The sequence below is a fragment of the Flavobacterium sp. 1 genome, assembly GCF_002797935.1.
Lineage (GTDB): Bacteria > Bacteroidota > Bacteroidia > Flavobacteriales > Flavobacteriaceae > Flavobacterium.
Window position 1 is genome coordinate 1,381,392 of record NZ_PGER01000001.1, and the last position, 21,366, is coordinate 1,402,757.

Consider the following 21,366-nt stretch of genomic DNA (forward strand, 5'->3'; position numbering starts at 1 on the left):
CTTAGCTGTTAAGAGTCTTAGAAACTCTTAAAAAAAAAGTACTTTTACAAAAAGCAATTCAAGCCCCAGCTTTAGGGTATTATGATACAACTTAACAAAGAGAATTTTTATCTGGTGAGGTCCAAGTTTCAGTTGAAAAAACCTTGGGATAGATTTGTTATCTTTTTTTTAAGTATCTTAATTACTATTCCTTCATTTATAGTATTTCACCAAAACTTGATTGACCCAGGGTGGTATTTTAATCTGGATAGAATTCTGCTTTTTATCTTCGTTTTTGCTGTAGTTTTTTGCTTTTTGTACGCATTGAGGACTATAATGATAATTTGCCTGTCACTCTATATTTTGGTACTCATTTATGGAAGCTTATTTGGCAGTTTTACCTTTAATTCTGTTTTTGAGGATTACAATTCGATGCTGTATTCAATGAACAACAATCCATTTCCGCAGGATATTATTGTTGCCAAATTACTGCCATTCCCAAATAAGGATGAGATTTTAAGAGCAATAGAATTCAAGAATTCGAAGGTTCGCAACTTTGCCATAATGACTACGACCAAGAATTTTAAAGGTGTTAGAGGTTATCCCGATTATCGAAATTTAATTCAGTGTTTTGCTGTTTTCAAGGAAATCAATAGTCGTTGGCATTATGTAAACGACCCAAAAAACGGAGATTATATCGCCTCAGCCCATGAATCTTTACTCTATTTTTCGGGAGATTGCGATGACCATTCCATTTTGATGGCGGCCAGCATAAAATCCATTGGAGGTACTCCCAGACTGATTCATACCAAAGGCCATATCTATCCCGAAATTTTAATAGGAAATAAAAGTGATCTTGAAAAAGTGAACTATCTCATCAAAAATGTATTATTTGCAGAAGAAAGCCATAAAAAACAGCTCAACTATCACATTGATGAACACGGTCAAGTCTGGTTAAATCTAGATTATACAGCCAAATATCCGGGAGGCCCTTTTATGTCTGAAGAAATATTGGGAGCCTTGACTTTGGAATAGATAAATTTACAACCAATTGATCTTATCTAAATTATTTTTGATCAAATACAAATTCGCCTGGCTAAAATGTTTATTACCAAACCATTTTCCTTGGTTCGCACTCATAGGCGAAGGATGCCCCGATTCTAAAACCAAATGTTTTTCTCTTTCAATTTTTGCACCTTTTTTTTGCGCAAAACTTCCCCATAACATAAAAACCACATTTTCTTTTTCATCCGAAATTTTTTGAATAACAGCGTCGGTAAAAGTTCCCCATTTTAAATGTTTATGACTATTTGGTGTGTCAATTTTAACAGAAAGTGAAGCATTCAAAAGCAACACCCCTTGCTTTGCCCAACGCTCTAAATTTCCTGTTGTGGGCATAAAAATCGAATCTAAATCATCATTCAATTCTCTAAAAATATTACGTAGCGAAGGAGGAATTTTCACTGAATCATTTACCGAAAAAGACAAACCATTAGCTTCTCCAGCGCCATGATAAGGATCTTGACCAATAATTACCACTTTTGTATTCTCAAAAGAGCAATTATTGAAAGCCGAAAAAATCAATTCTTTTGGAGGAAAACAAATATGATTTTTATATTCTTCGTCAACAGCTTTCATCAATTCATCAAAATATGGTTTCTGAATTTCATCAGATAAAACTGATTGCCAGGAAGGAATTAAGTTGAGGTTCATATTCAAAAGTTATTTCACAAAGATAAACGAAGATTTTAAAGAGATTCGCAAAATGATTAAAACAAAATAACTATTAATGAAATCAAATTTACTTGATTTTACTCTCATAATCTCTGCAAAATAAGGTTATGTTTCTTTCTTAAATAACCTTATTTTTGTAGCGTAAAATCAATTTAATAAATGATCTCCATTACCGAAAAAACATTACAAGACCTGCAATTTCCTACAGTTCTCGAAACGATTTCCGAAATTTGCAATACCGACATAGGAAAACAAAAAGCTTTAGAAATAACTCCTTTTAGAGACAAAGAGACTTTGATGAGCGCATTATTGCAAACGTCTGAGTATGTTTCGTCTTTTCAAAATAATAATGCAATTCCCAATCACGGTTTTGATGCCATAACATACGAAATAAAATTTCTGGCTATCGAAGACAGTTTTTTGGAAGTCGGCAGTTTTAGAAAAATTGCGACGATTTCAGAAACGACAAATGTACTGTTAGCGTTTTTAAATAAATTCAATGATTATTATCCAAACCTTTGTGCCAAAAGCTCCGGTATTCAGCTTACCAAAGAAATTATTACGCTTGTAGATGCTGTAGCCGATAAATATGGAGAAATAAAGGATAATGCTTCTCCCCGATTGCAGGAAATACGCCGTGAAATGAATTTGGTTCGCGGTAAAGTAAATCAAAGTTTTGCTTCAGCTTTAACACAATATAATAGTTTGGGCTATTTGGATGATATCAAAGAGAGTTTTGTTCAAAACCGTCGTGTTTTGGCCGTATTGGCTATGTACCGCCGTAAAGTGAAAGGTTCGATTCTCGGAAGTTCCAAGACAGGAAGTATTGCTTATATAGAACCCGAAAATACTCTCAAATATTCTCGTGAACTCAGTAATTTGGAATATGAGGAAAAAGAAGAAATCACTAAAATTCTAAAACAATTATCTAATGCTGTTCGACCGTTTTTGCCATTGCTGATTCAGTATCAGGATTTCTTGAGCGATATTGATGTGATTGCGAGTAAAGCAAAATATGCCAATAAAATAAACGGAATCTTGCCAACGATTACTGAGGAGCGCCGTCTTTATTTCAGAGATGCCTATCACCCGATTTTGTATTTGAATAACAAACAAAAAAAGGAAATTACGCATCCGCAAACTATAGAATTAAGTCAGGAAAATAGGATAATTGTTATTTCTGGACCTAATGCCGGAGGTAAAACCATTTCGATGAAAACTGTTGGTTTACTGCAATTGATGTTACAATCGGGTATGCTGATTCCTGTACACGAACGCAGTGAAACGTTTCTGTTTGATAGAATATTGACAGATATTGGAGACAATCAATCTATTGAAAATCATCTAAGTACTTATAGTTACCGCTTAAAGAACATGAATTACTTTTTGAAGAAGTGCAATAAAAAAACGATGTTCTTAATTGATGAATTTGGTACAGGTTCCGATCCTGAATTGGGTGGCGCTTTGGCAGAAATATTCTTGGAAGAGTTTTATCATAGAGAAGCTTTTGGGTTGATTACAACTCATTATTCAAACCTTAAGATTTTAGCGAACGAACTACCTTATGCAACCAACGCAAACATGATGTTTGATGAAAAATCATTAGAACCAATGTATAAACTGGCTTTGGGGCAAGCGGGAAGTTCTTTCACATTTGAAGTTGCCTTAAAAAATGGAATTCCATTTAGTTTAATCAATCGTGCTAAAAAGAAAATTGAGGTAGGAAAAGTACGTTTTGATAAAACCATTGCCACACTTCAAAAAGAGCGTTCTAAGCTTGAGAAAACTTCATTAAATCTAAAAGAAGAAGAAACTCGAGCACGTGAGGAAGGCAAGAAAATGGAAAACATCAATGTCAAAATCAAACAAAAACTCGAAAGCTATCAAGAATTATACGACAGCAACCAGAAGACAATTTACATTGGCCAAAAAATTGAAGACATTGCCGAGAAATATTTCAATAATAAAAACAAAAAAGACCTGATTGGCGAATTTTTGAAAATCATCGAAATAGAAAATTCGAAACGCAAAAAAGCAACTCCGAAAGAGGCTAAAGCAATAGTAGAAAAGAAAAAAGAAATTATCAAAGAAGTTGAAATTAAAGTCGAGGAAATCCGAATTGAAAAGAAAGAAAAGAAACTAAAACCTGTTGTTGAAAAACCAAAAGTTACCTTGAAAGTTGGTGACCGAGTGAGAATGCTGGACGGAAAATCTGTTGGAAGCATTGATAAGATTGAGAAAAACAAAGCTGTGGTCAATTATGGACTATTTACTTCGAAGGTAAGTTTGGATGAATTAGAATTTGTAGAAGCTGGAAAAAAATGATTTTGAATAAATAACAATGATTTAAAAATTAACTGTAAGATATTTAGTAATTTAGCATTGAAGTTATTTAAATATCGTTCAAATGAGAAATTTAAAAATAATTACTTTTCTGCTTATAGCAATCAGCACTACGCAGATTAAAGCTCAAACTGAAGATTTAGAAGCAACAGCTATTCAGGCAAAGCATTTATATACTCAATTATGTGCAAAGGAGAAAAATCCGCTGTATGTTGTAAACGGAATTGTTTTCAATAATTCGGTGAGTTCACTTGCTGACATCAAACCAGAAGATATTGAAAAGATTGATGTTCTGAAAGATGTTGCTGCAAAAGAAAAATATGGAGACAAAGGAACAGATGGTGTAATAGTTATTACGCTTAGAAAGTCTGCAAAAAACAGATATAAGAAACTTTTAAAAGACATTGCTAAAGATAGTGCTGAAGATATAAATCATTATGACTTAATAATTTCAGGGGTTATTTCAGACATTGAAAATAAACACATTTCAAATGTAATAATTTCAAATCTTACCAAAAGAGAAGCTTACTACTCTGATTCATTGGGTAGTTACAAAATAAATGTTGGTAAAAATGATTTTATAAATTTCTCAAAAAAAGGATTTAGATCTTTAACAGTTAAAGCAACGCATCAGACTATTCCAAATATAGTTTTAAAAAAACGGACTCTTAACGAAATTATCATTGAAAAACCAGTTATTTACCTATATCCAACTAAAAAAACAGATATAACTTTTTCTCTTGATTTTAATGGTAAATTATTAACTACGTTCCCTAAATATGAATCAAATTGGGAGGTTACTGCTTATCCTGATGGCCGTATTTTTGAAAAAAAAACAAAACGATTTTATAATTCTCTATTTTGGGATGGAAATCAAAAATTCTCAGACAATCATTATCAATATAAATCAGGTTTCGTAGTTTCCAAAAATGATTTGACTGTTTTTTTGATTGAAAAACTTGAAATTATGGGTTTAAATAATTTGGAAATCAATGAATTTGTTCAATATTGGCTTCCTGTTCTGGAGAAAAATGAAACAAATTTCATTCATTTTTATGTGAATTCGGATTATGATGTTATTTCAAAAAATATTGTTTTTCCAAAACCAGATACTTCAATTCGAATTTTTATGGATTTTTACGGTCTGGATGAAAAAATTAAAATTCAGGAACAAAAATTAGTAAAACAGGAACGAAAAGGATTTACTCTTGTAGAATGGGGAGGCTCAGATGTTACTGCGCCAGTAAATGAATTAAAAAGTTTAAAACTGTAATTTAAAGATTCTCGAGAAACCAAAAAAATGCAAAACCTCCCATACAATAAAAAAATAATTCTCTTTGACGGAGTTTGCAATCTCTGTAATTCGGCGGTGCAGTTTGTGATTCAGCATGACGGGAAAGATGTGTTCCGATTCGTGGCCTTACAATCTGAACTGGGACAGCAAATCCTTAAGCATATTGGTGTAAATCCAGCAAATATTGACAGTATTGTTTTGTATGAACCAGGAGTCGCTTATTATTACAAATCTTCTGCAGTTATTCAAATCGCACGAAGTCTTGGCAGTTTTTGGTATTTTGGAACTGTTTTTAGGATTATTCCAACAGGTATCCGCAACTTACTTTATGATTATATTGCTAAAAACAGATATAAATGGTATGGCAAAAAAGAAAGCTGTATGATACCTACTCCCGAGTTGAAAATAAAATTTTTGGAATAATTCGATTTCATGATAAATGTCATTTCTTTAGCAGGATTGCTGTTGTAAATTTGACTAATCTTAAAAGTTAATTTTTATTAGGAGTTGTTTATAAAAACCGCCCTTTCATAGTTGTTTTCGAGTTGGTAATTATTGGTTTAAACGAGAACTGGTTTTGTATGAATTCTGATAAAAAGAGATGATTAGTTTTTTTTGTCTAAAAAGAAAAAGGATGTCTTTCTGTGAGCATCCTTTTTTTGTTTTATATTTAAACCAAAATTTTGTAATGAAACCAAATGCCTAGCCCTGATAGCAGTGAAAATCCTTTTTGTTTTTTCTTTAAAAACAAAAAGATTACTTCACATAAATTATATTTTTAGTGGAGTTCAGTGAACTTCGTTTGCAACGGATAGCAGGAAAAAGCTCCTGAATAATCGCAAAAAAAAGCCTCAAATTACAATAGAATTTGAGGCTTTCCTGTTAAAAAAATTAATTATTATCTAATCAATTTTCTGTATTTCAAACGTTTTGGAGTTAAATCACCGCCTAAACGTTTCTTCTTGTTTTCTTCGTATTCAGTAAAACCTCCTTCGAAATAATATACTTCAGAATCCCCTTCGAAAGCTAGAATGTGTGTACAAATTCTGTCAAGGAACCATCTGTCGTGCGAAATCACAACGGCACAACCAGCGAAATTCTCTAAACCTTCCTCTAATGCTCGAAGCGTGTTCACGTCCAAATCATTGGTTGGCTCATCCAGCAATAATACATTTCCTTCTTCTTTCAACGTCATTGCCAAGTGCAAACGGTTACGCTCTCCACCAGAAAGCATTGAGACTTTCTTGTTTTGCTCACCGCCACCAAAATTAAAACGTGATAAGTAAGCTCTTGAATTTACTTGTTTTCCGCCCATCATGATTAGCTCCTGACCATCGGCAAAGTTTTCCCAGATTGATTTATTAGGGTCGATATTGGAATGTGCTTGATCTACATAAGCGATTTTTACGGTTTCACCAACTGAAAATTCACCACTGTCAGTTTTTTGTTCACCCATTATCATTTTGAAAATAGTTGATTTACCAGCACCGTTAGGTCCAATAATTCCAACAATTCCAGCCTGTGGCAAAGTAAAATTCAAATTGTCATACAATAATTTGTCTCCAAAAGCTTTGGCTACATTTTTGGCTTCAATAACATTTGTTCCTAATCTTGGACCATTTGGAATATAGATTTCCAAGTTTTCGTCCAATTGTTTTTGATCTTCGTTTAATAATTTGTCGTAATTCTGCAAACGTGCTTTTTGTTTGGTTTGACGGCCTTTCGCACCTTGACGAACCCAGTCCAGCTCGCGTTCTAAGTTTTTACGACGTTTAGAAGCTACTTTTTCTTCCAATGCCATTCTGCTTGATTTTTGCTCTAACCAAGAAGAGTAATTTCCTTTCCATGGAATACCTTCTCCTCTATCCAATTCCAAAATCCAGCCTGCAACATTATCCAAGAAATACCTGTCGTGCGTTACAGCGATAACTGTTCCTGCGTATTGCGCTAAGTGCTGCTCTAACCAAAGTACCGATTCGGCATCTAAATGGTTGGTAGGCTCATCCAAAAGCAATATATCTGGCTGTTGCAATAACAAACGACATAAAGCTACACGACGGCGCTCCCCTCCTGAAAGGTTTTTGATTGGCGTATCTGCATCCGGCGTACGCAAAGCATCCATAGCGATTTCTAGTTTGGTATCGATTTCCCATGCACCAAGAGCATCAATTTTATCCTGCAAAGCAGCCTGACGATCCATTAGCTTATCCATTTTATCTGCATCTTCGTAGTTTTCCGGAAGACCAAATAAATCGTTGATTTTATTGTATTCTTCAAGAACTGCCATCGTTTCGGCAGCACCTTCACGAACAATTTCGATAACGGTTTTAGAATCATCAAGAATTGGTTCTTGTTCTAAATAACCAACTGTGTAGCCTGGCTGAAAAACAACATCGCCTTGATAGTTTTTGTCAACTCCTGCAATAATCTTCAAAAGTGATGATTTTCCTGAACCATTTAGACCTAAAATACCAATTTTAGCTCCGTAAAAGAAACTTAAATAAATGTTCTTAAGCACTGGTTTATCTGCTCCTTGATAGGTTTTACTCAATTTTTGCATTGAGAAAATTACCTTTTTATCGTCTGACATGTTTAAATGTTTTAATTTATATGTGATTAATTATTGGTTTTGAATGCAAATTACAATCTGCCCTTTAGAGAACTAAATACCCAAGCGATGGCAAAAAATCCAATTCCAACTGCGGCAAATCCCCAGCCCGCTACGTCGTCGTATCGAAAAGCACCTAATCCTATCAATAATAATCCCATTAGAACCATTATTAAAGTTGCCCACCCTAAAATAGTATTTTTATTCATTCCCATAATTGCAGTATTTGTTTTTGAGAGGTGCAAATATCGGTATTTTTTAGGATACTTTTTAATTAAAATAGTTATTCCTGATACAAAATAACGCCACTTCTGGCAGGAATTGTTATAGATTGATTTTTAATGGTTTCAATTCCTTTTTGGTTTATAATTTCTCCATTGCAAACCATTTTCCATGTTCCGTCAAGGGGCTTGCTTTATTTCTTTTTGATCTCCGTTAAAATAGACCTGTATGTTTTTATTTTTGTATTTTGTGTCATGGCAAAATTTGCTGTGTGGAGAAAACCAATTATGAAATGTTTTTTTTAGTATAGCCAAACATCTTGTAATTCTTTAATTGAATATCTTATAAAGCATTTCTCTTAACAAGTCGGCTTGTGACAAACTATTTGCTCCCACACCTTTACTTTTCACATCGGTATCTCGTAATGAAGCAACAATCTGGCTGACTTTTTTCATTGGATAATTTTTGATTGCCACGTCATAATCCTTTAGGAAAAATGGATTTACGCCTAAAACAGAAGCCACATTTTTAGGATTTTTATCTTTCAATCCGTGGTATTTCAATAATTGGATAAAAAAACCAAAAACCAAACCAGTTGTCATTACTATTGGATTGTCTTTGGGGTTTTGGGCAAAATTCTCGGCAATTTTGTAAGCTTTCAATTGGTTGCGCTCACCAATCGCTTTTCGCAATTCGAAGACGTTGTAATCTTTACTGAACCCGATATTTTCTTCAATATCTTTAGCAGAAATCATACTTCTTGCAGGCAATATGATTTGCAGTTTTTCGAGTTCATTATTGATTTTACTCAAATCTGTTCCTAAAAACTCGACCAGCATAGCCGAAGCTTTAGGTTCAATAGTATATTTTTTCCCGGCTAACACACGCTTAATCCAATCACCTACCTGATTTTCATACAGTTTTTTGCTTTCATAAACGATACCGTTTTTGGCAAGGAGTTTGGTAACTTTCTTTCTTTTATCTAGAGTTTTGTATTTATAACAAAAAACCAAAACGGTTGAAGGCATCGGGTTCTCGGCATAACTTTCAATTTTGTCAATTGTTCTGGATAATTCCTGAGCTTCTTTGATAATAACCACTTGACGGTCGGCCATCATAGGGTAGCGTTTGGCGGTCGAAACAACATCTTCTATGCTGACATCTCTTCCGTATAAAACCGTCTGATTAAAACCTTTCTCCTCTTCGGATAAAACATTTGTTTCTATATATTCGGATAATTTGTCAATATAATATGGTTCTTCTCCCATCAAAAAATAAATGGGTTTGATGTTTCCAGCCTTTATATCATTAACAATCTTTATAACTTCGTCCATTTTTTATTTAAAGTTTCTGGTTTAAAGTTTCAGGTTTCAGGTTTTCATTTCAATAACTTGAAACTTTAAACTTGAAACCTAAAACTATTTTATATTTTTGCCTCATGCAAAAACTCAACTTTCCTAATTATAGTTTTCGTTTCAAAAATAGCGAAAATAAAGTGTCTATTTTCGACGAAATTAGGAAAAAATTCATCATTCTCACGCCCGAAGAATGGGTTCGTCAACACGTGGTTCGGTTTTTATTGGAGGAAAAAAAATATCCAAAATCATTAATCAACGTCGAAAAAGTTTTAATGGTCAACGGATTGCGTAAACGCTATGATGTTGTAGTTTTTAATCCCAATGGCACTATTTTCATATTAATTGAATGCAAAGCGTCCGAAGTTAAGATAGCTCAAGCTACTTTTGATCAAATAGCGCGATACAATATGACTCTCGAAGCTGAATTTTTGATGGTCACCAATGGACTAAATCATTATTTTTGTCTAATGGATTTCGAAAACGAGAAATATGAGTTTTTGAAAGAACTTCCCAATTATGTTGAGACAAAAAAGAATATAGAGAATAGAATATAGAAAAAGATTTTTGAGTATTAATTTCGAATTCATAAAACATAAATAAACTTCCTTGGAAAAAATAGCTGTAGTCATATTGAATTGGAATGGAGTAAAACTTTTAGAACAGTTTTTACCTTCTGTAATTCAATATTCTCCCGAAGCAACCGTCTATGTTGCCGATAATGCCTCAACAGATGAATCAATAGCATTCGTTAGAAAAAATTTCTCCTCTGTAAAAATTGTACAAAACAAAATCAATCAAGGGTTTGCGGGAGGTTATAACGATGCTTTGCAATATATAGATGCAGAAATCTATGCTCTTGTAAATTCGGATATTGAAGTGACCCAAAATTGGTTGAAGCCCATATTAGAAACTTTTGAGGCCGAATTCAAAACAGTAATTATACAGCCTAAAATACTAGACTTCAAACGAAAAGACTACTTCGAGTATGCTGGCGCAGGTGGTGGATTTATTGATAAATTCGGGTATCCTTTTTGCCGTGGGCGCATTTTTGATACTTTGGAAAAAGACAATAACCAGTACAATGATAATGCGGAAATATTTTGGGCCTCTGGCGCTTGTTTTTTTATTAGGTCTGTTGTTTATAAAGAACTGAATGGTTTTGATGAAGATTTTTTTGCTCATCAGGAAGAAATTGATTTATGCTGGAGAGCTATCAACAAAGGGTATGCTATTAAATACAACTCAGAATCAATAGTTTATCATGTTGGAGGAGCTACTTTGCAACAAGCTAACCCTCAAAAAACGTATCTTAATTTTCGCAATTCCTTATTGATGTTAACAAAAAATTTGCCACAAAAAAAACTCTTTCAGGTGCTTTTCATTCGAATGATCTTGGATGGCGTTGCAGGTGTTAAATTTATATTTACAAGTCAATTTGCTCATTGTTGGGCAATTATACGCGCACATTTTTCTTTTTATAAGCTGTTTTTTAAAAATTATAAAAAGAGAGAAAAAAATCAGACCGAAATATACTTTAAAACCAAAAGCATCGTTTATGGATATTATGTTAAGGGTGGCACAGTTTTTGCTGACTTTATTTAACAATAATTTACATTTAAAATTAACATTTAAAAACTAACTTTGTAAAACACGTTTAATTAAACTTGAGATCTATGAAAAAAATAATGATTACACTATCTGCTTTAGCACTCCTTACTTCTTGTGTGTCTAAAAAAGAATATGCAGCTTTGGAAGCTAAAAACAAGGAAACACAAGATTTGTTAAATACCTGTACTGTAAAATTAAATTCTTGCCTAGAAGAAAAAGCGGGTCTTAAAGCAACAGTGGATGGTTTAAAAGAAACAAATCAGCATTTGATTTCTACTTCAAAAGACATGACAATTTTGTCAACTAAAGGTGCTGAAAATATTGAAAAAGCTTTAGAGTCTATCAAAGAAAAAGATTTAAAAATAAGCAGAATGCAAGATGCTTTAACTAAAAAGGACAGCGTTACTCTTGCAGTTGTTACCAGTTTGAAATCTGTAGTAGGATTGGATGATAAGGATATCGAAATTAATGTTGATAAAGGGGTAGTTTTTATCTCTATTTCTGATAAAATGTTATTCAAAAGCGGCAGTTATGAAGTTAGCGACAAGGCAAAAGGAGTTTTGGCTAAAGTTGCTAAAGTCGTAAATGACAAACCTGATTTTGAATGTATGGTTGAAGGTCACACCGATACTGATGTTTTAAAAGGAAATTCATGTTTAATTGATAACTGGGATTTGAGCGTAAAACGTTCTACGGCTATTATCCGTATTTTATCTAATGATTTAGCAGTTAATCCAGCACAATTGATTGCTGCAGGTAGAAGTTCTTACGTTCCTTTGGTTCCAAATGATTCTCCAGAAAATAAATCTAAAAACAGAAGAACTCGTATCTATGTAATGCCAAAAATTGATCAGTTTTATGATATGGTTGAAAAAGAAATGAAAAAACAACCAGGAGCAGCAACGACTGCACCAGTTCAAAAATAAGGCATAATTATAATTCATAAAAAACGCTTCGAGATTTTCGAAGCGTTTTTTTTTATGGAATAAACTTTTTTAAAATTATAATGCAACAATATCTTTTACCTAATTCTGAGTTTTTTTATTTATACCACTCTAGAAAATATTTTAATTTTAACCGGCTAATTTTAAAATCTAAATTTTCAATTGAAAATTCGGTTTCAATTGTTCCTTTTTTTACACCCAAGATATACTTTTTATTAATAATCAATTTTCTGCTTATTCTAAAAAACTGTTTTGGATCTAATTCTTTTTGCAATTTCTCTAAAGAAGAATCAATTGGAAATTGTCTATTTTGATTACTCATCATAAAGGTGGCATTGTTTTCGCTAAAAAAACATATAAGCTCCTCAGTTTGAATTTTTCTGATAGTTGTTCCAATACTTACCAAAAACGAATTCCTATAATCAGGTCGAGTATGTAATTTTATATTTTTTAAATGATTATTGTTATGAAAAACAGATTGAAACATGCTTAATTTTGAAATTAACTTTTCCAGTTTTTTTTCATCAATGGGTTTTAACAAATAGTCTAAGCTATTATATTCAAAAGCCTTTAATGCAAATTCATCAAAAGCCGTTGTGAAAATTATTTTGGATGTTATTTCAACTTCTTCAAAAATTTTAAAACATAAATTATCTCTCAATTTAATGTCCATAAAAATTAAATCAGGATGATTGTTTAATTTAAGCCATTCCACAGCATTTTTAACAGAATGTAAAATAGTAAAAACAGTAAAGCCATTCTTATTCAATAATTGCTCTAAACGCCTTGAAGCAGGAATTTCGTCTTCTATAATTAAAGTAGTCATTATGATTCGAGTTCTAAAATTGGAATTGTAACTTTAAAATGCGCTTTGGTTTCAGTAATTTGAATATAATTATTTGTCAATAACAAATACCTTTTTTTAATATTATTCAGTCCAAAATTAGAAGAACTTTCGACCTCTTTTTTATTGACTGTGTTTTGAATAACTAAAGAATTCAGTTCGATAAAAATTTCAATAGCAAGCGGGTTTTCATCCTCTAAATTATTGTGTTTAAAAATATTATCGATCAATTCTTGTAAACAACTCGACAAGATATATTGATTTTCTAAAATTGCTGTGGGCAAAGTAAAAGCAAAACCGTTTTCGAATTTAGCTTTATAAATAGCCAAATATTCGGCTATAAAATCCAATTCTCCTTGTAAAGAAACAAAATCTTCCGTTTGATTTTTTAGATAATGACGATATACATTGGATAAATGAATACCAAAATCGACTGCTTTTTTTGGGTCTAATTCGATAAATGAAACTAAAACATTTAAGTTATTAAATAAAAAATGAGGGTTAATTTGGTTTTTCAATTGTAAATATTCAGCTTCTTTTTTAGAAAAATCCGAGGTTAATTTCTTAATTTTTAAAGTTCTTTTTGATCTTCCAATTGGAATTAATACAATCATTAAACAAGGGAAGAAAGTAATATATTCAAGTACATATTCAGTAATAAAAACTCTAAAATAGTCTTTAGGATAACCTAAAAGCTTAATTGCCCAAAATGTTACTATTGTTGTAATTAGCATTGGAAAAAGAATGCTTTTTCTAAAAAATAAAATTTTATTAAGTCCAAACGAGATGAAAAAGGCTAGGCTCACGGCTAAAATTGCATATAAAACACAATCAATAATAAATTGCTTTGCAGTAACTTCTAATTTTTTATGAAATTGCAATGTCGCAAGAGCAAATATCACTAATAGAAACACACAAACACCTATAATTGAAAAGAAGAATAATTTTAAATAATAAATTGGTTTTTCATTCAATCTAATAATTGGAATTGAGTCAAATTTATTATGGATGTTTAAAGCAATTGCTATAAACAAAAAATTATTCATAGCAGTAGCAGTAACAAACGATATTTCATATTCTATTTTCCCAGTTACAAAGTATAACAATAAAAAACTAAAGGAATAAGAGATTACAAAAACCAATCCATAGCTTAAAAAAAATGTTTTTTCAATTCCTGCTTTCTTTATGTCAAATTTTTTATATGCTACTATTTTTTCATAAACATGAACATAGGCCAGCGCTGGAAAAATAAATTGCATAATAGCTAAAAATCCAAATACATCCAAAGTAAACCGATTAAAAAAAGGTTTCCCAGTCAATAAAACGAAAACTCCAACGACTAGAAATGAGGAAATAGATAGAAAAATAAATTTTTGAAATGCTTTCATAAGATGTTTTTATAAATTCATTTCAAAGATGCAATGGTTTTTAAATGTATGAAAAAGTAAAATAGTGAATGGTTTAAATTAAATGGTGAACGGTAAATATTATAAAATATCCAAATCTCCTTTACCTTCTCTCACTACAATTGGTTCATCTCCCGATAAATCGATAATAGTTGATCCAATATTATCGCCATAACCTCCATCAATAACCATATCAACCAAATTTTGCCATTTTTCGAAAATGAGTTCAGGGTCAGTGGTGTATTCTATTACTTCGTCTTCATCATGAATTGAGGTTGAAACAATAGGATTTCCTAATTGGCGTACAATTTCTAGGGCAATTGAATTGTCCGGAATACGAATACCAACAGTTGTTTTCTTTTTAAATTCTTTTGGCAGATTATTATTTCCCGGAAGAATAAAAGTATAAGGACCTGGTAAGGCTCTTTTAAGTATTTTGAAGGTCGTAGTATCGATTTGCTTTACATAATCGGATAAGTTGCTTAAATCGTGGCAGATAAACGAAAAATTAGCTTTTTCCAGCTTTACACCTTTTATTTTGGCAATTTTTTCAAGAGCTCGGGAATTGGTAATATCACAGCCCAATCCATAAACAGTATCGGTTGGATAAATCACCAAACCTCCGTCTTTTAAAACTTTGACGACTTTAGCAATTGCGGCTTCGTTGGGTTTGTCTTCGTATATTTTTATGAATTGTGCCATTTTTTTTTAAGTTTTAAAAAGTTTAAAGTTATATCGAGAGAAAACTTTAAACCTGAAACATTTTCTTACCCTATAATATCCAATTTTGCAAAACGTAATAATAATTTTTTTAAACCGCCAACTTCAAACTTGATTTCTGCTTTTTTATCTGGGCCAACACCTTCAAGATTGATGACTTGCCCTTTTCCAAAGCGTTCGTGCATAACTACATTTCCAGCGACTAATGTATTATCAAATAAATTAGCATTTCCAGCAGAAGGATTACTTCCTGAGACTGGCTTCAGCTTCCTCACATTGACATCGGATTTCGGTTGGTTATCTGTAACATGTTTTGGAGGCGTACTTCCTATCGGTTTTGCCAGTCGTAATTTGGATTTATCTACATCACCAAAAATATCGCCATCAATCATTGGCTTGAAACGGTAATTGCTTTCGGCTGGCGTAAGGTATTCCAAATATTGTCCGTCGATTTCTTCAATAAAACGGGAAGGTTCACTATCTGTCAGTTTTCCCCAGCGGTAACGTGATTGCGCATACGTCAAATACGCTTGATGCTCTGCACGTGTCAAAGCTACGTAAAATAAACGGCGTTCTTCTTCCAGTTCGCTTCGCGTACTCATACTCATTGCGCTAGGAAACAAATCTTCTTCCATTCCTACCACAAATACGTGTGGAAATTCAAGACCTTTGGCTAAATGTATCGTCATCAAAGCCACACGATCTTCATCACTGGTGTCTTTGTCTAGATCGGTTGCTAGAGCAACATCTTCCATAAATTCAGATAAAGCGCCACGAGCGCCATCTACTTCTTTTTGGCCTTCGATGAAATCTTTGACTCCATTCAATAATTGCTCTATATTTTCTATTCGTGCCATTCCCTCGGGAGTCGCATCTTTTTTTAATTCTTGAATCAGCCCCGTTTTTTTTGCTACATGTTCTACAACATAAAAAGCATCCTGATTCTCATTAATCACTTGGAAACTCTGAATCATAGTAACAAAATCCAATAGTTTTTGTTTGGTTCCCGAATTCAGCTTCAAGTCAATTCGCTCAATATTTTGCATTACTTCAAAAATCGAGCGTTTGTAATGATTGGCAGCAATAGTAAGCTTCTCGATAGTTGTATTTCCAATTCCTCGCGCCGGATAATTGATAACACGGACCAAAGCTTCCTCATCTTTAGGGTTTATAACCAACCGTAAATAACACAGCGCATCTTTCACCTCTTTTCTTTGGTAAAAAGACAAACCACCATAAATACGGTATGGAATATCTCTTTTTCGCAACGCATCTTCCATGGCTTTGGATTGTGCATTAGTACGGTACAAAATGGCAAAGGCACCATTGTGCAGCTGATTATTCATTTTTTGTTCCCAAATGGTAGCGGCTACAAAACGTCCTTCTTCATTATCGGTAATACTGCGGTTTACTTTTATTTTAGGTCCAAATTCATTGGCTGTCCAAACGACCTTGTCCAGTTTCACCTTGTTTTTATCAATAATGGTATTAGCTGCTTCTACAATATTTTTTGTCGAGCGGTAATTTTGTTCCAGTCTAAAGGTTTTTACACCTTCATAATCTTTCTGAAAATTCAAAATGTTATTGATATTTGCACCGCGAAAAGCATAAATACTCTGTGCATCATCCCCTACCACACAAATATTCTGAAATTTATCCGACAAGGCTCTAACGATCAAATACTGCGAATGGTTGGTATCCTGGTACTCATCCACCAAAAGATAGCGAAAACGGTTTTGGTATTTCGCCAAAACCTCAGGGAAACGAGTCAACAACTCATTAGTTTTCAATAATAAATCATCAAAATCCATCGCACCCGACTTGAAACAGCGGTCTACATAATTCTGATAAATCTCGCCCATTCTCGGCTTTTTGCTCATTGCATCGGCCTCCTGCAAATCGGGATCGTTAAAATAGGCTTTTACGGTAATCAAGCTGTTCTTAAAATTCGAAATTCTGCTCAAAACCTGCTTCGGTTTGTATATATCTCGATCCAATTGCATTTCTTTGATAATTCCCGAAATAGCACGCAAAGAATCCTGTGAATCATAAATCGTAAAGTTTGAAGGATAGCCCAAATGCTCCGCTTCCGAACGCAAAATTCGCGCAAATACAGAGTGAAAAGTTCCCATCCACAAATTCTTGGCTTCGCTGGCGCCAACAATATCCGAGATACGTTTCTTCATCTCACGTGCCGCTTTATTGGTAAAAGTAAGCGACAAAATATTGAATGGATCAACACCTTGGTGCATCAAATAAGCAATCCTGATAGTAAGCACACGAGTTTTTCCGGAGCCTGCACCCGCAATAATAATCATGGGGCCATCCTTTTGTAATACAGGTTCGCGTTGTGCCTCGTTAAGCTGTTCGATATATTTTTGCATAGAAAAATGTACTGTTTGTCGCAAAATTAAGAATTTAAGAATGAATAAACGAGTCTTAATACAATTCTGCTAACTAAAATCAGCAATCAGCAGTTTAAAATGATTTGGGCGTGACCACAATAGTAAAAGGGGCTGGATTAGCAGTATCTTCATTCGTCCCTTTTACTATTGCGGTCGGGTCATCCGTGCTACTTTGGTAGCTTACTTCTGAGTTGTAAATCTATTTTAGGATTAAGTGTAAATATGTAAACTTTTTTCAGGACGAGACAGTACCCCTCACGCAAGCCCAATGAGCGGAGCATTTTCTTCGTACCCGCGCTCTCGTATTTGTAATTATAAATACCAAAACCAACAATCCCGGTTCCCCACATTTTGGGTTCAAATCCGGACAGTTCATTCAACAGATCGATTATCGACGCATAGTCTTCGCTTCTTTTTGAATCTTCTACGGCAGACAAGAAATCGGCAACACTATTATCGGTTTCTTTACTTTTATTTTTTGCCATACCGTTTTTTAAGTACTAATAGCTGTATTTTATTAGGACAATTGACTGTTAAAATAAGAAATTAATTGGTATTGATCAGGCAATTTATTCGTATATTAGCAAAGGCTATTTCCATAATTATTAACTAAAATATGTATTACTATGAAAAATCTTGGTCTGTTTTGTTTACTGTTGGCTTGTATTGGACTCGAAAGCTGTAAAAAAGAGCAAAGTTCAGATAAAGCCAAAGCTGAAAAACTGATTAGCACAGCATGTTATAAAGCACTATATGAAAGTGATACAATTGATTTGAAAATCAATATTTTAAAGAGTGGAAAAACAACTGGAGATATGGTGATGAAAATTGCCGATATGCCTGTAAAAAAAGGAAAAATAATAGGAAAATTTCACGGAGACACTTTATTTGTTGACTACACTTTTATTCAGGGAACGTATGAAAAGAAAGTGTTTAAAAACCCAATGGCTATGCTAAAGAAAGGGAACGAACTCATCCTAGGCAGCGGAAAAATAGAAACCTATTTGGGACGTTCTTATTTTGCTAAAGACACACCCATAGATTTTGAAAAAGTGAAATATAAATTTACAACTGTTGACTGCGAAGGAAAATAACGAATTAATAAAGGTTATAATTTAAACACGAATTTCACTAATTGTTTGCGGAATTATTACATGGCAACAATTAGTGAAATTCGTGTTTGCTTTTTTAGATTTTTTCAAAAGGGCTAAAATACATATACCAATTCCATTCCCAGTTTTTACCCTCATCGTCAGAAAATGCCTGACTCCAAATGGGATTCTCGTTATCTCTAGCGTCCCAACGAAATACAACAACTATATCCTTTCCTTTAAAAGTGTCTTTTGTGAAAAAATGCGCAATGTTATTTTCAAATGAACCCACAACACCCGGTTGTAATATTACTTCGTTTGAGTCAGCCCAATAAATAGTCCAAAGGTTTGTTTTTGGATTAAAAAGTCTTAAAGTCATTCCCTCAAATGGCTCGCTATCAAATGTGGCAAGATAATTGTCAATATTTCCAATACCATTCAGTATGTAATACATTTCCTGGGTAGATTCAAACTCAATCCATTCCTTACAATTGTCCAATCTGGATTTTAGTTTACGGTTTTTTAGTTTCCATTTTCCTTGAAAAAAATCAAAATCATTTTTGGATGAAGTTGGAGAAGCTACAATTACTAAATTCCCACTTTCATCAAAATTTACTTTTGGGACTTCGATTGAGTCGTTGTTTGGTGTCATTTAGTTTTTGTTTTTCGAATTTCTGTATAAATCTAGTATGTTTAATAAACAATTATGATGCTAATCTTTTTGTTGGGAACGAATCAATCACGTTTAATATATTTGCTCCAATTCGATACTTGTGCGAGTTCCCTCTCTTGCAAGCAACGCATTTAAGCAAGCGATGATAAGCTTTCATATTTTATTGTTAGTTGTTCAAATAAATAATCTGTAAAATCTTTTGATTTTGCAATATTGATTAAATTGCTATTTTGATTTATATATAAATATTGATCAATGTGTAAACAGAGAAGTTCTATCGATTGATTGAATAAATCAATATTTACATTATCTAAATTAATATTTGAAATTTCTTCAAAATTTATGTTTCTTTTATTATATAATTCTTTGACAATTAGACAACTTAAATGTAATTTGAAATTAGAAGTTTTAGTTCTGATTACAGGATTTTCATATTTCAACCAAAAATTATGAGCTTTTTGATTTATTAAGCAACAGTTTAAGTAACCTCTAAAATTTTTATTAGAATCAAAAATTTTATTATATGTATTTTCTGTTTTCAATAAAGATGTCGGTCTTGATCTTGCAGTATGTGGATCATCAAAAACGATTGCCCCAATAGCTTGTGCAGTAAGTTGAATACTAAATATTTTTGTAGACGGTTTTCCTAAATTTTTATAATAATTTTTTCTTCTATCATAATAATATCCTTCATTTAAAAAGAACAATTCCAAGTTTCTTTGAATTGGTTCTGTTGCTCTTAAAAGAGTTGGAGAAACAGGATTTTGGCTATTTGTTGAAGCAATAATATTATCTGTAGTTTCCTTATTGCTATTAATTATAACTTTGACTAAAACAGAGCGATTATCATTTTGATCTTCATTATGATTATTAAAAATCGAATATGATGTTTGAAGTCCATTAACAATTTGAATATTCTCAATTGATAATTTTTTACCAACTTCTTTCGGTTCTTCTGCAATAATTGTAATACCGTTGTTTAACCACCAAAAATCTTCCTCAGTTTTATTTTCAATAGTGTTTTTTATTTTTCTGTTAACATCAACTAAGCCTTGAAAATGCCTAATATTACTCTCAAAGAGATCATCTCTAATATCACCATTTTCAGCTTTTAAAAACTGCTTGTAGTTTGCAAGTTTAACTGTACCTATATATCCAATACCGTAATTATCAAATTCAGTTGTAAGTGGTCTGTCTTTGAATTCTATAGATAATCTGTTGGATTTTTGTTTTTGATATAATTCTAAAAGTTCTTTGCTACTATATTTAAAAAATCTAATATCAGAAGTAGATAAACATCCACTTGATAAATCTAAAAGTTGATCAACTTTTTGATTAAAAATATCATTTACAATTATTTCAGAAGCATTAGTTGTGTAAATATAATCTAAACATATTGAACCTCCACTTATTGCAGTTTTTTTCCAAACTTCTATAAGTAAAAGTGTTTGTTCAACTAAATCTGAATTAAATCTACTTAATAATGCTGTTTCAGTCTTTTCAAGATCTAATAGAATTGGAATAGTTGTTATTAATTTATCAATAGGCCCTTCTTTAAAAGAATTTTCTTTTTTACACTGAGTGATTATAAAACGTGAATTAGTTTTATTTGAGAAATTGAAGTTTTCAAGATCGTCAATGTTTTCTACAAATTCTTCATCAATAAAGACCATCATAGAATCTATTCCACCATCATTTCCCCTATCTACAATTGAACTTATAATATTTTCATACGTTATGTTTCTGTCTTTATGAATTTGTGTTAGAGAGAAAATTTCAAAAATCTCACTATCTGTAAATTCAAGTTCATTTGTTTCTTTAAATGTTTTTATACAACCTTCTAAAATAATTTTGTTATTGCTCATAGTTTTTATTTAGTAGATAATTTGATTTTTAATTGTAGAGATCTAAATGCTCTAAAGTTATATAAATGGTTGATCTTTTTATTTAAATATTGCTAAAAATATGAAAAAATACTTATATAAAAGTTCGATTTTATCATTACTAATTTTAAAACATCAAAATTTCTTCCATTTCTCTAAACTCGTTATGTCCGCGTAAAGGATAGAAGCAATCCGCCATAGCGGAGCGGATAGCCTGACCGCCACTAGGGAAAAGGGCGTATGAGCGGCACTAT

At 32.4% G+C, this 21,366-nt stretch carries 19 protein-coding genes; 8 read left to right on the forward strand and 11 right to left on the reverse strand.

Annotated elements, in window-relative coordinates:
* Nucleotides 1-81: 81 nt before the first annotated feature.
* Complete coding sequence (locus CLU83_RS05610) at nt 82-1,014, forward strand: transglutaminase (protein WP_100430703.1); 933 nt, start codon at nt 82-84, stop codon at nt 1,012-1,014.
* Between the two features lie 6 nt (nt 1,015-1,020).
* Here the strand turns inward: CLU83_RS05610 and ung are convergent, their stop codons facing one another.
* A complete protein-coding gene (gene ung, locus CLU83_RS05615) occupies nt 1,021-1,692 on the reverse strand; it encodes a uracil-DNA glycosylase (RefSeq protein WP_100430704.1) in 672 nt (223 codons plus the stop codon).
* A 180-nt stretch (nt 1,693-1,872) separates the two neighbouring features.
* On the opposite strand from ung, the gene CLU83_RS05620 reads away from it, so the two are divergent.
* The 3 genes from CLU83_RS05620 to CLU83_RS05630 all read left to right on the forward strand — a co-directional run bounded on the left by CLU83_RS05620 (nt 1,873) and on the right by CLU83_RS05630 (nt 5,773).
* Nucleotides 1,873-4,038, forward strand: coding sequence for a DNA mismatch repair protein MutS (locus CLU83_RS05620; RefSeq protein ID WP_100430705.1), 2,166 nt, complete (start codon nt 1,873-1,875; stop codon nt 4,036-4,038).
* Nucleotides 4,039-4,120: 82 nt separating this feature from the next.
* Nucleotides 4,121-5,329 (forward strand): TonB-dependent receptor, encoded by a 1,209-nt coding sequence (locus CLU83_RS05625; RefSeq protein WP_100430706.1) that lies wholly within the window; start codon nt 4,121-4,123, stop codon nt 5,327-5,329.
* Between the two features lie 27 nt (nt 5,330-5,356).
* Nucleotides 5,357-5,773, forward strand: a complete 417-nt coding sequence (locus tag CLU83_RS05630; protein WP_100430707.1) for a thiol-disulfide oxidoreductase DCC family protein — start codon at nt 5,357-5,359, stop codon at nt 5,771-5,773.
* Nucleotides 5,774-6,248: 475 nt separating this feature from the next.
* Here CLU83_RS05630 and ettA read toward each other — a convergent pair whose 3' ends face one another.
* The 3 genes from ettA to holA form a co-directional block, all read right to left on the reverse strand.
* Complete coding sequence (gene ettA / locus CLU83_RS05635) at nt 6,249-7,940, reverse strand: energy-dependent translational throttle protein EttA (protein WP_100430708.1); 1,692 nt, start codon at nt 7,938-7,940, stop codon at nt 6,249-6,251.
* 50 nt (nt 7,941-7,990) lie between these two features.
* Nucleotides 7,991-8,173 (reverse strand): CAL67264 family membrane protein, encoded by a 183-nt coding sequence (locus CLU83_RS05640; protein WP_100430709.1) that lies wholly within the window; start codon nt 8,171-8,173, stop codon nt 7,991-7,993.
* Between the two features lie 336 nt (nt 8,174-8,509).
* Nucleotides 8,510-9,514, reverse strand: a complete 1,005-nt coding sequence (holA, locus tag CLU83_RS05645) for a DNA polymerase III subunit delta (protein WP_100430710.1) — start codon at nt 9,512-9,514, stop codon at nt 8,510-8,512.
* A gap of 104 nt (nt 9,515-9,618) precedes the next feature.
* On the opposite strand from holA, the gene CLU83_RS05650 reads away from it, so the two are divergent.
* The 3 genes from CLU83_RS05650 (at nt 9,619) to CLU83_RS05660 (ending at nt 12,072) form a co-directional block, all read left to right on the forward strand.
* Nucleotides 9,619-10,092, forward strand: a complete 474-nt coding sequence (locus CLU83_RS05650) for a type I restriction enzyme HsdR N-terminal domain-containing protein (RefSeq protein ID WP_100430711.1) — start codon at nt 9,619-9,621, stop codon at nt 10,090-10,092.
* A 52-nt stretch (nt 10,093-10,144) separates the two neighbouring features.
* Complete coding sequence (locus CLU83_RS05655; protein WP_100430712.1) at nt 10,145-11,140, forward strand: glycosyltransferase family 2 protein; 996 nt, start codon at nt 10,145-10,147, stop codon at nt 11,138-11,140.
* A 71-nt stretch (nt 11,141-11,211) separates the two neighbouring features.
* Nucleotides 11,212-12,072, forward strand: coding sequence for an OmpA family protein (locus CLU83_RS05660; RefSeq protein ID WP_100430713.1), 861 nt, complete (start codon nt 11,212-11,214; stop codon nt 12,070-12,072).
* Nucleotides 12,073-12,187: 115 nt separating this feature from the next.
* On the opposite strand, the gene CLU83_RS05665 is transcribed toward CLU83_RS05660, so the two are convergent.
* The 5 genes from CLU83_RS05665 to CLU83_RS05685 all read right to left on the reverse strand — a co-directional run bounded on the left by CLU83_RS05665 (nt 12,188) and on the right by CLU83_RS05685 (nt 17,950).
* Nucleotides 12,188-12,916 carry a LytTR family DNA-binding domain-containing protein gene (locus CLU83_RS05665; RefSeq protein WP_100430714.1) on the reverse strand — a complete coding sequence of 243 codons (729 nt, stop codon included), beginning with the start codon at nt 12,914-12,916 and terminating at the stop codon, nt 12,188-12,190.
* Nucleotides 12,916-14,322, reverse strand: a complete 1,407-nt coding sequence (locus tag CLU83_RS05670; RefSeq protein ID WP_100430715.1) for a sensor histidine kinase — start codon at nt 14,320-14,322, stop codon at nt 12,916-12,918. Before CLU83_RS05670 ends, CLU83_RS05665 begins: the two co-directional genes overlap by 1 nt.
* 99 nt (nt 14,323-14,421) lie before the next feature.
* A complete protein-coding gene (locus CLU83_RS05675) occupies nt 14,422-15,042 on the reverse strand; it encodes an L-threonylcarbamoyladenylate synthase (RefSeq protein ID WP_100430716.1) in 621 nt (206 codons plus the stop codon).
* 65 nt (nt 15,043-15,107) lie between these two features.
* Nucleotides 15,108-17,444 carry an ATP-dependent helicase gene (locus CLU83_RS05680; protein ID WP_100430717.1) on the reverse strand — a complete coding sequence of 779 codons (2,337 nt, stop codon included), beginning with the start codon at nt 17,442-17,444 and terminating at the stop codon, nt 15,108-15,110.
* A 188-nt stretch (nt 17,445-17,632) separates the two neighbouring features.
* Nucleotides 17,633-17,950 carry a hypothetical protein gene (locus CLU83_RS05685; RefSeq protein WP_100430718.1) on the reverse strand — a complete coding sequence of 106 codons (318 nt, stop codon included), beginning with the start codon at nt 17,948-17,950 and terminating at the stop codon, nt 17,633-17,635.
* A gap of 141 nt (nt 17,951-18,091) precedes the next feature.
* On the opposite strand from CLU83_RS05685, the gene CLU83_RS05690 reads away from it, so the two are divergent.
* Entirely contained in the window at nt 18,092-18,559 is a 468-nt protein-coding gene (locus CLU83_RS05690; RefSeq protein WP_100430719.1) for a hypothetical protein, read from the forward strand.
* A 94-nt stretch (nt 18,560-18,653) separates the two neighbouring features.
* Here CLU83_RS05690 and CLU83_RS05695 read toward each other — a convergent pair whose 3' ends face one another.
* Complete coding sequence (locus CLU83_RS05695; RefSeq protein ID WP_100430720.1) at nt 18,654-19,208, reverse strand: hypothetical protein; 555 nt, start codon at nt 19,206-19,208, stop codon at nt 18,654-18,656.
* 152 nt (nt 19,209-19,360) lie between these two features.
* Complete coding sequence (locus CLU83_RS05700; RefSeq protein WP_100430721.1) at nt 19,361-21,094, reverse strand: AIPR family protein; 1,734 nt, start codon at nt 21,092-21,094, stop codon at nt 19,361-19,363.
* Nucleotides 21,095-21,366 lie beyond the last annotated feature (272 nt).

Coding starts and splice junctions, on each gene's coding strand:
- CLU83_RS05640 (WP_100430709.1), bottom strand. CDS start 8,173: ATGGGAATGAATAAAAATACTATTTTAGGGTGGGCAACTTTAATAATG.
- CLU83_RS05625 (WP_100430706.1), top strand. CDS start 4,121: ATGAGAAATTTAAAAATAATTACTTTTCTGCTTATAGCAATCAGCACT.
- CLU83_RS05630 (WP_100430707.1), top strand. CDS start 5,357: ATGCAAAACCTCCCATACAATAAAAAAATAATTCTCTTTGACGGAGTT.
- CLU83_RS05695 (WP_100430720.1), bottom strand. CDS start 19,208: ATGACACCAAACAACGACTCAATCGAAGTCCCAAAAGTAAATTTTGAT.
- CLU83_RS05660 (WP_100430713.1), top strand. CDS start 11,212: ATGAAAAAAATAATGATTACACTATCTGCTTTAGCACTCCTTACTTCT.
- CLU83_RS05670 (WP_100430715.1), bottom strand. CDS start 14,322: ATGAAAGCATTTCAAAAATTTATTTTTCTATCTATTTCCTCATTTCTA.
- CLU83_RS05610 (WP_100430703.1), top strand. CDS start 82: ATGATACAACTTAACAAAGAGAATTTTTATCTGGTGAGGTCCAAGTTT.
- ung (WP_100430704.1), bottom strand. CDS start 1,692: ATGAACCTCAACTTAATTCCTTCCTGGCAATCAGTTTTATCTGATGAA.
- CLU83_RS05685 (WP_100430718.1), bottom strand. CDS start 17,950: ATGGCAAAAAATAAAAGTAAAGAAACCGATAATAGTGTTGCCGATTTC.
- CLU83_RS05700 (WP_100430721.1), bottom strand. CDS start 21,094: ATGAGCAATAACAAAATTATTTTAGAAGGTTGTATAAAAACATTTAAA.
- CLU83_RS05680 (WP_100430717.1), bottom strand. CDS start 17,444: ATGCAAAAATATATCGAACAGCTTAACGAGGCACAACGCGAACCTGTA.
- CLU83_RS05690 (WP_100430719.1), top strand. CDS start 18,092: ATGAAAAATCTTGGTCTGTTTTGTTTACTGTTGGCTTGTATTGGACTC.
- CLU83_RS05620 (WP_100430705.1), top strand. CDS start 1,873: ATGATCTCCATTACCGAAAAAACATTACAAGACCTGCAATTTCCTACA.
- ettA (WP_100430708.1), bottom strand. CDS start 7,940: ATGTCAGACGATAAAAAGGTAATTTTCTCAATGCAAAAATTGAGTAAA.
- CLU83_RS05675 (WP_100430716.1), bottom strand. CDS start 15,042: ATGGCACAATTCATAAAAATATACGAAGACAAACCCAACGAAGCCGCA.
- CLU83_RS05665 (WP_100430714.1), bottom strand. CDS start 12,916: ATGACTACTTTAATTATAGAAGACGAAATTCCTGCTTCAAGGCGTTTA.
- CLU83_RS05650 (WP_100430711.1), top strand. CDS start 9,619: ATGCAAAAACTCAACTTTCCTAATTATAGTTTTCGTTTCAAAAATAGC.
- holA (WP_100430710.1), bottom strand. CDS start 9,514: ATGGACGAAGTTATAAAGATTGTTAATGATATAAAGGCTGGAAACATC.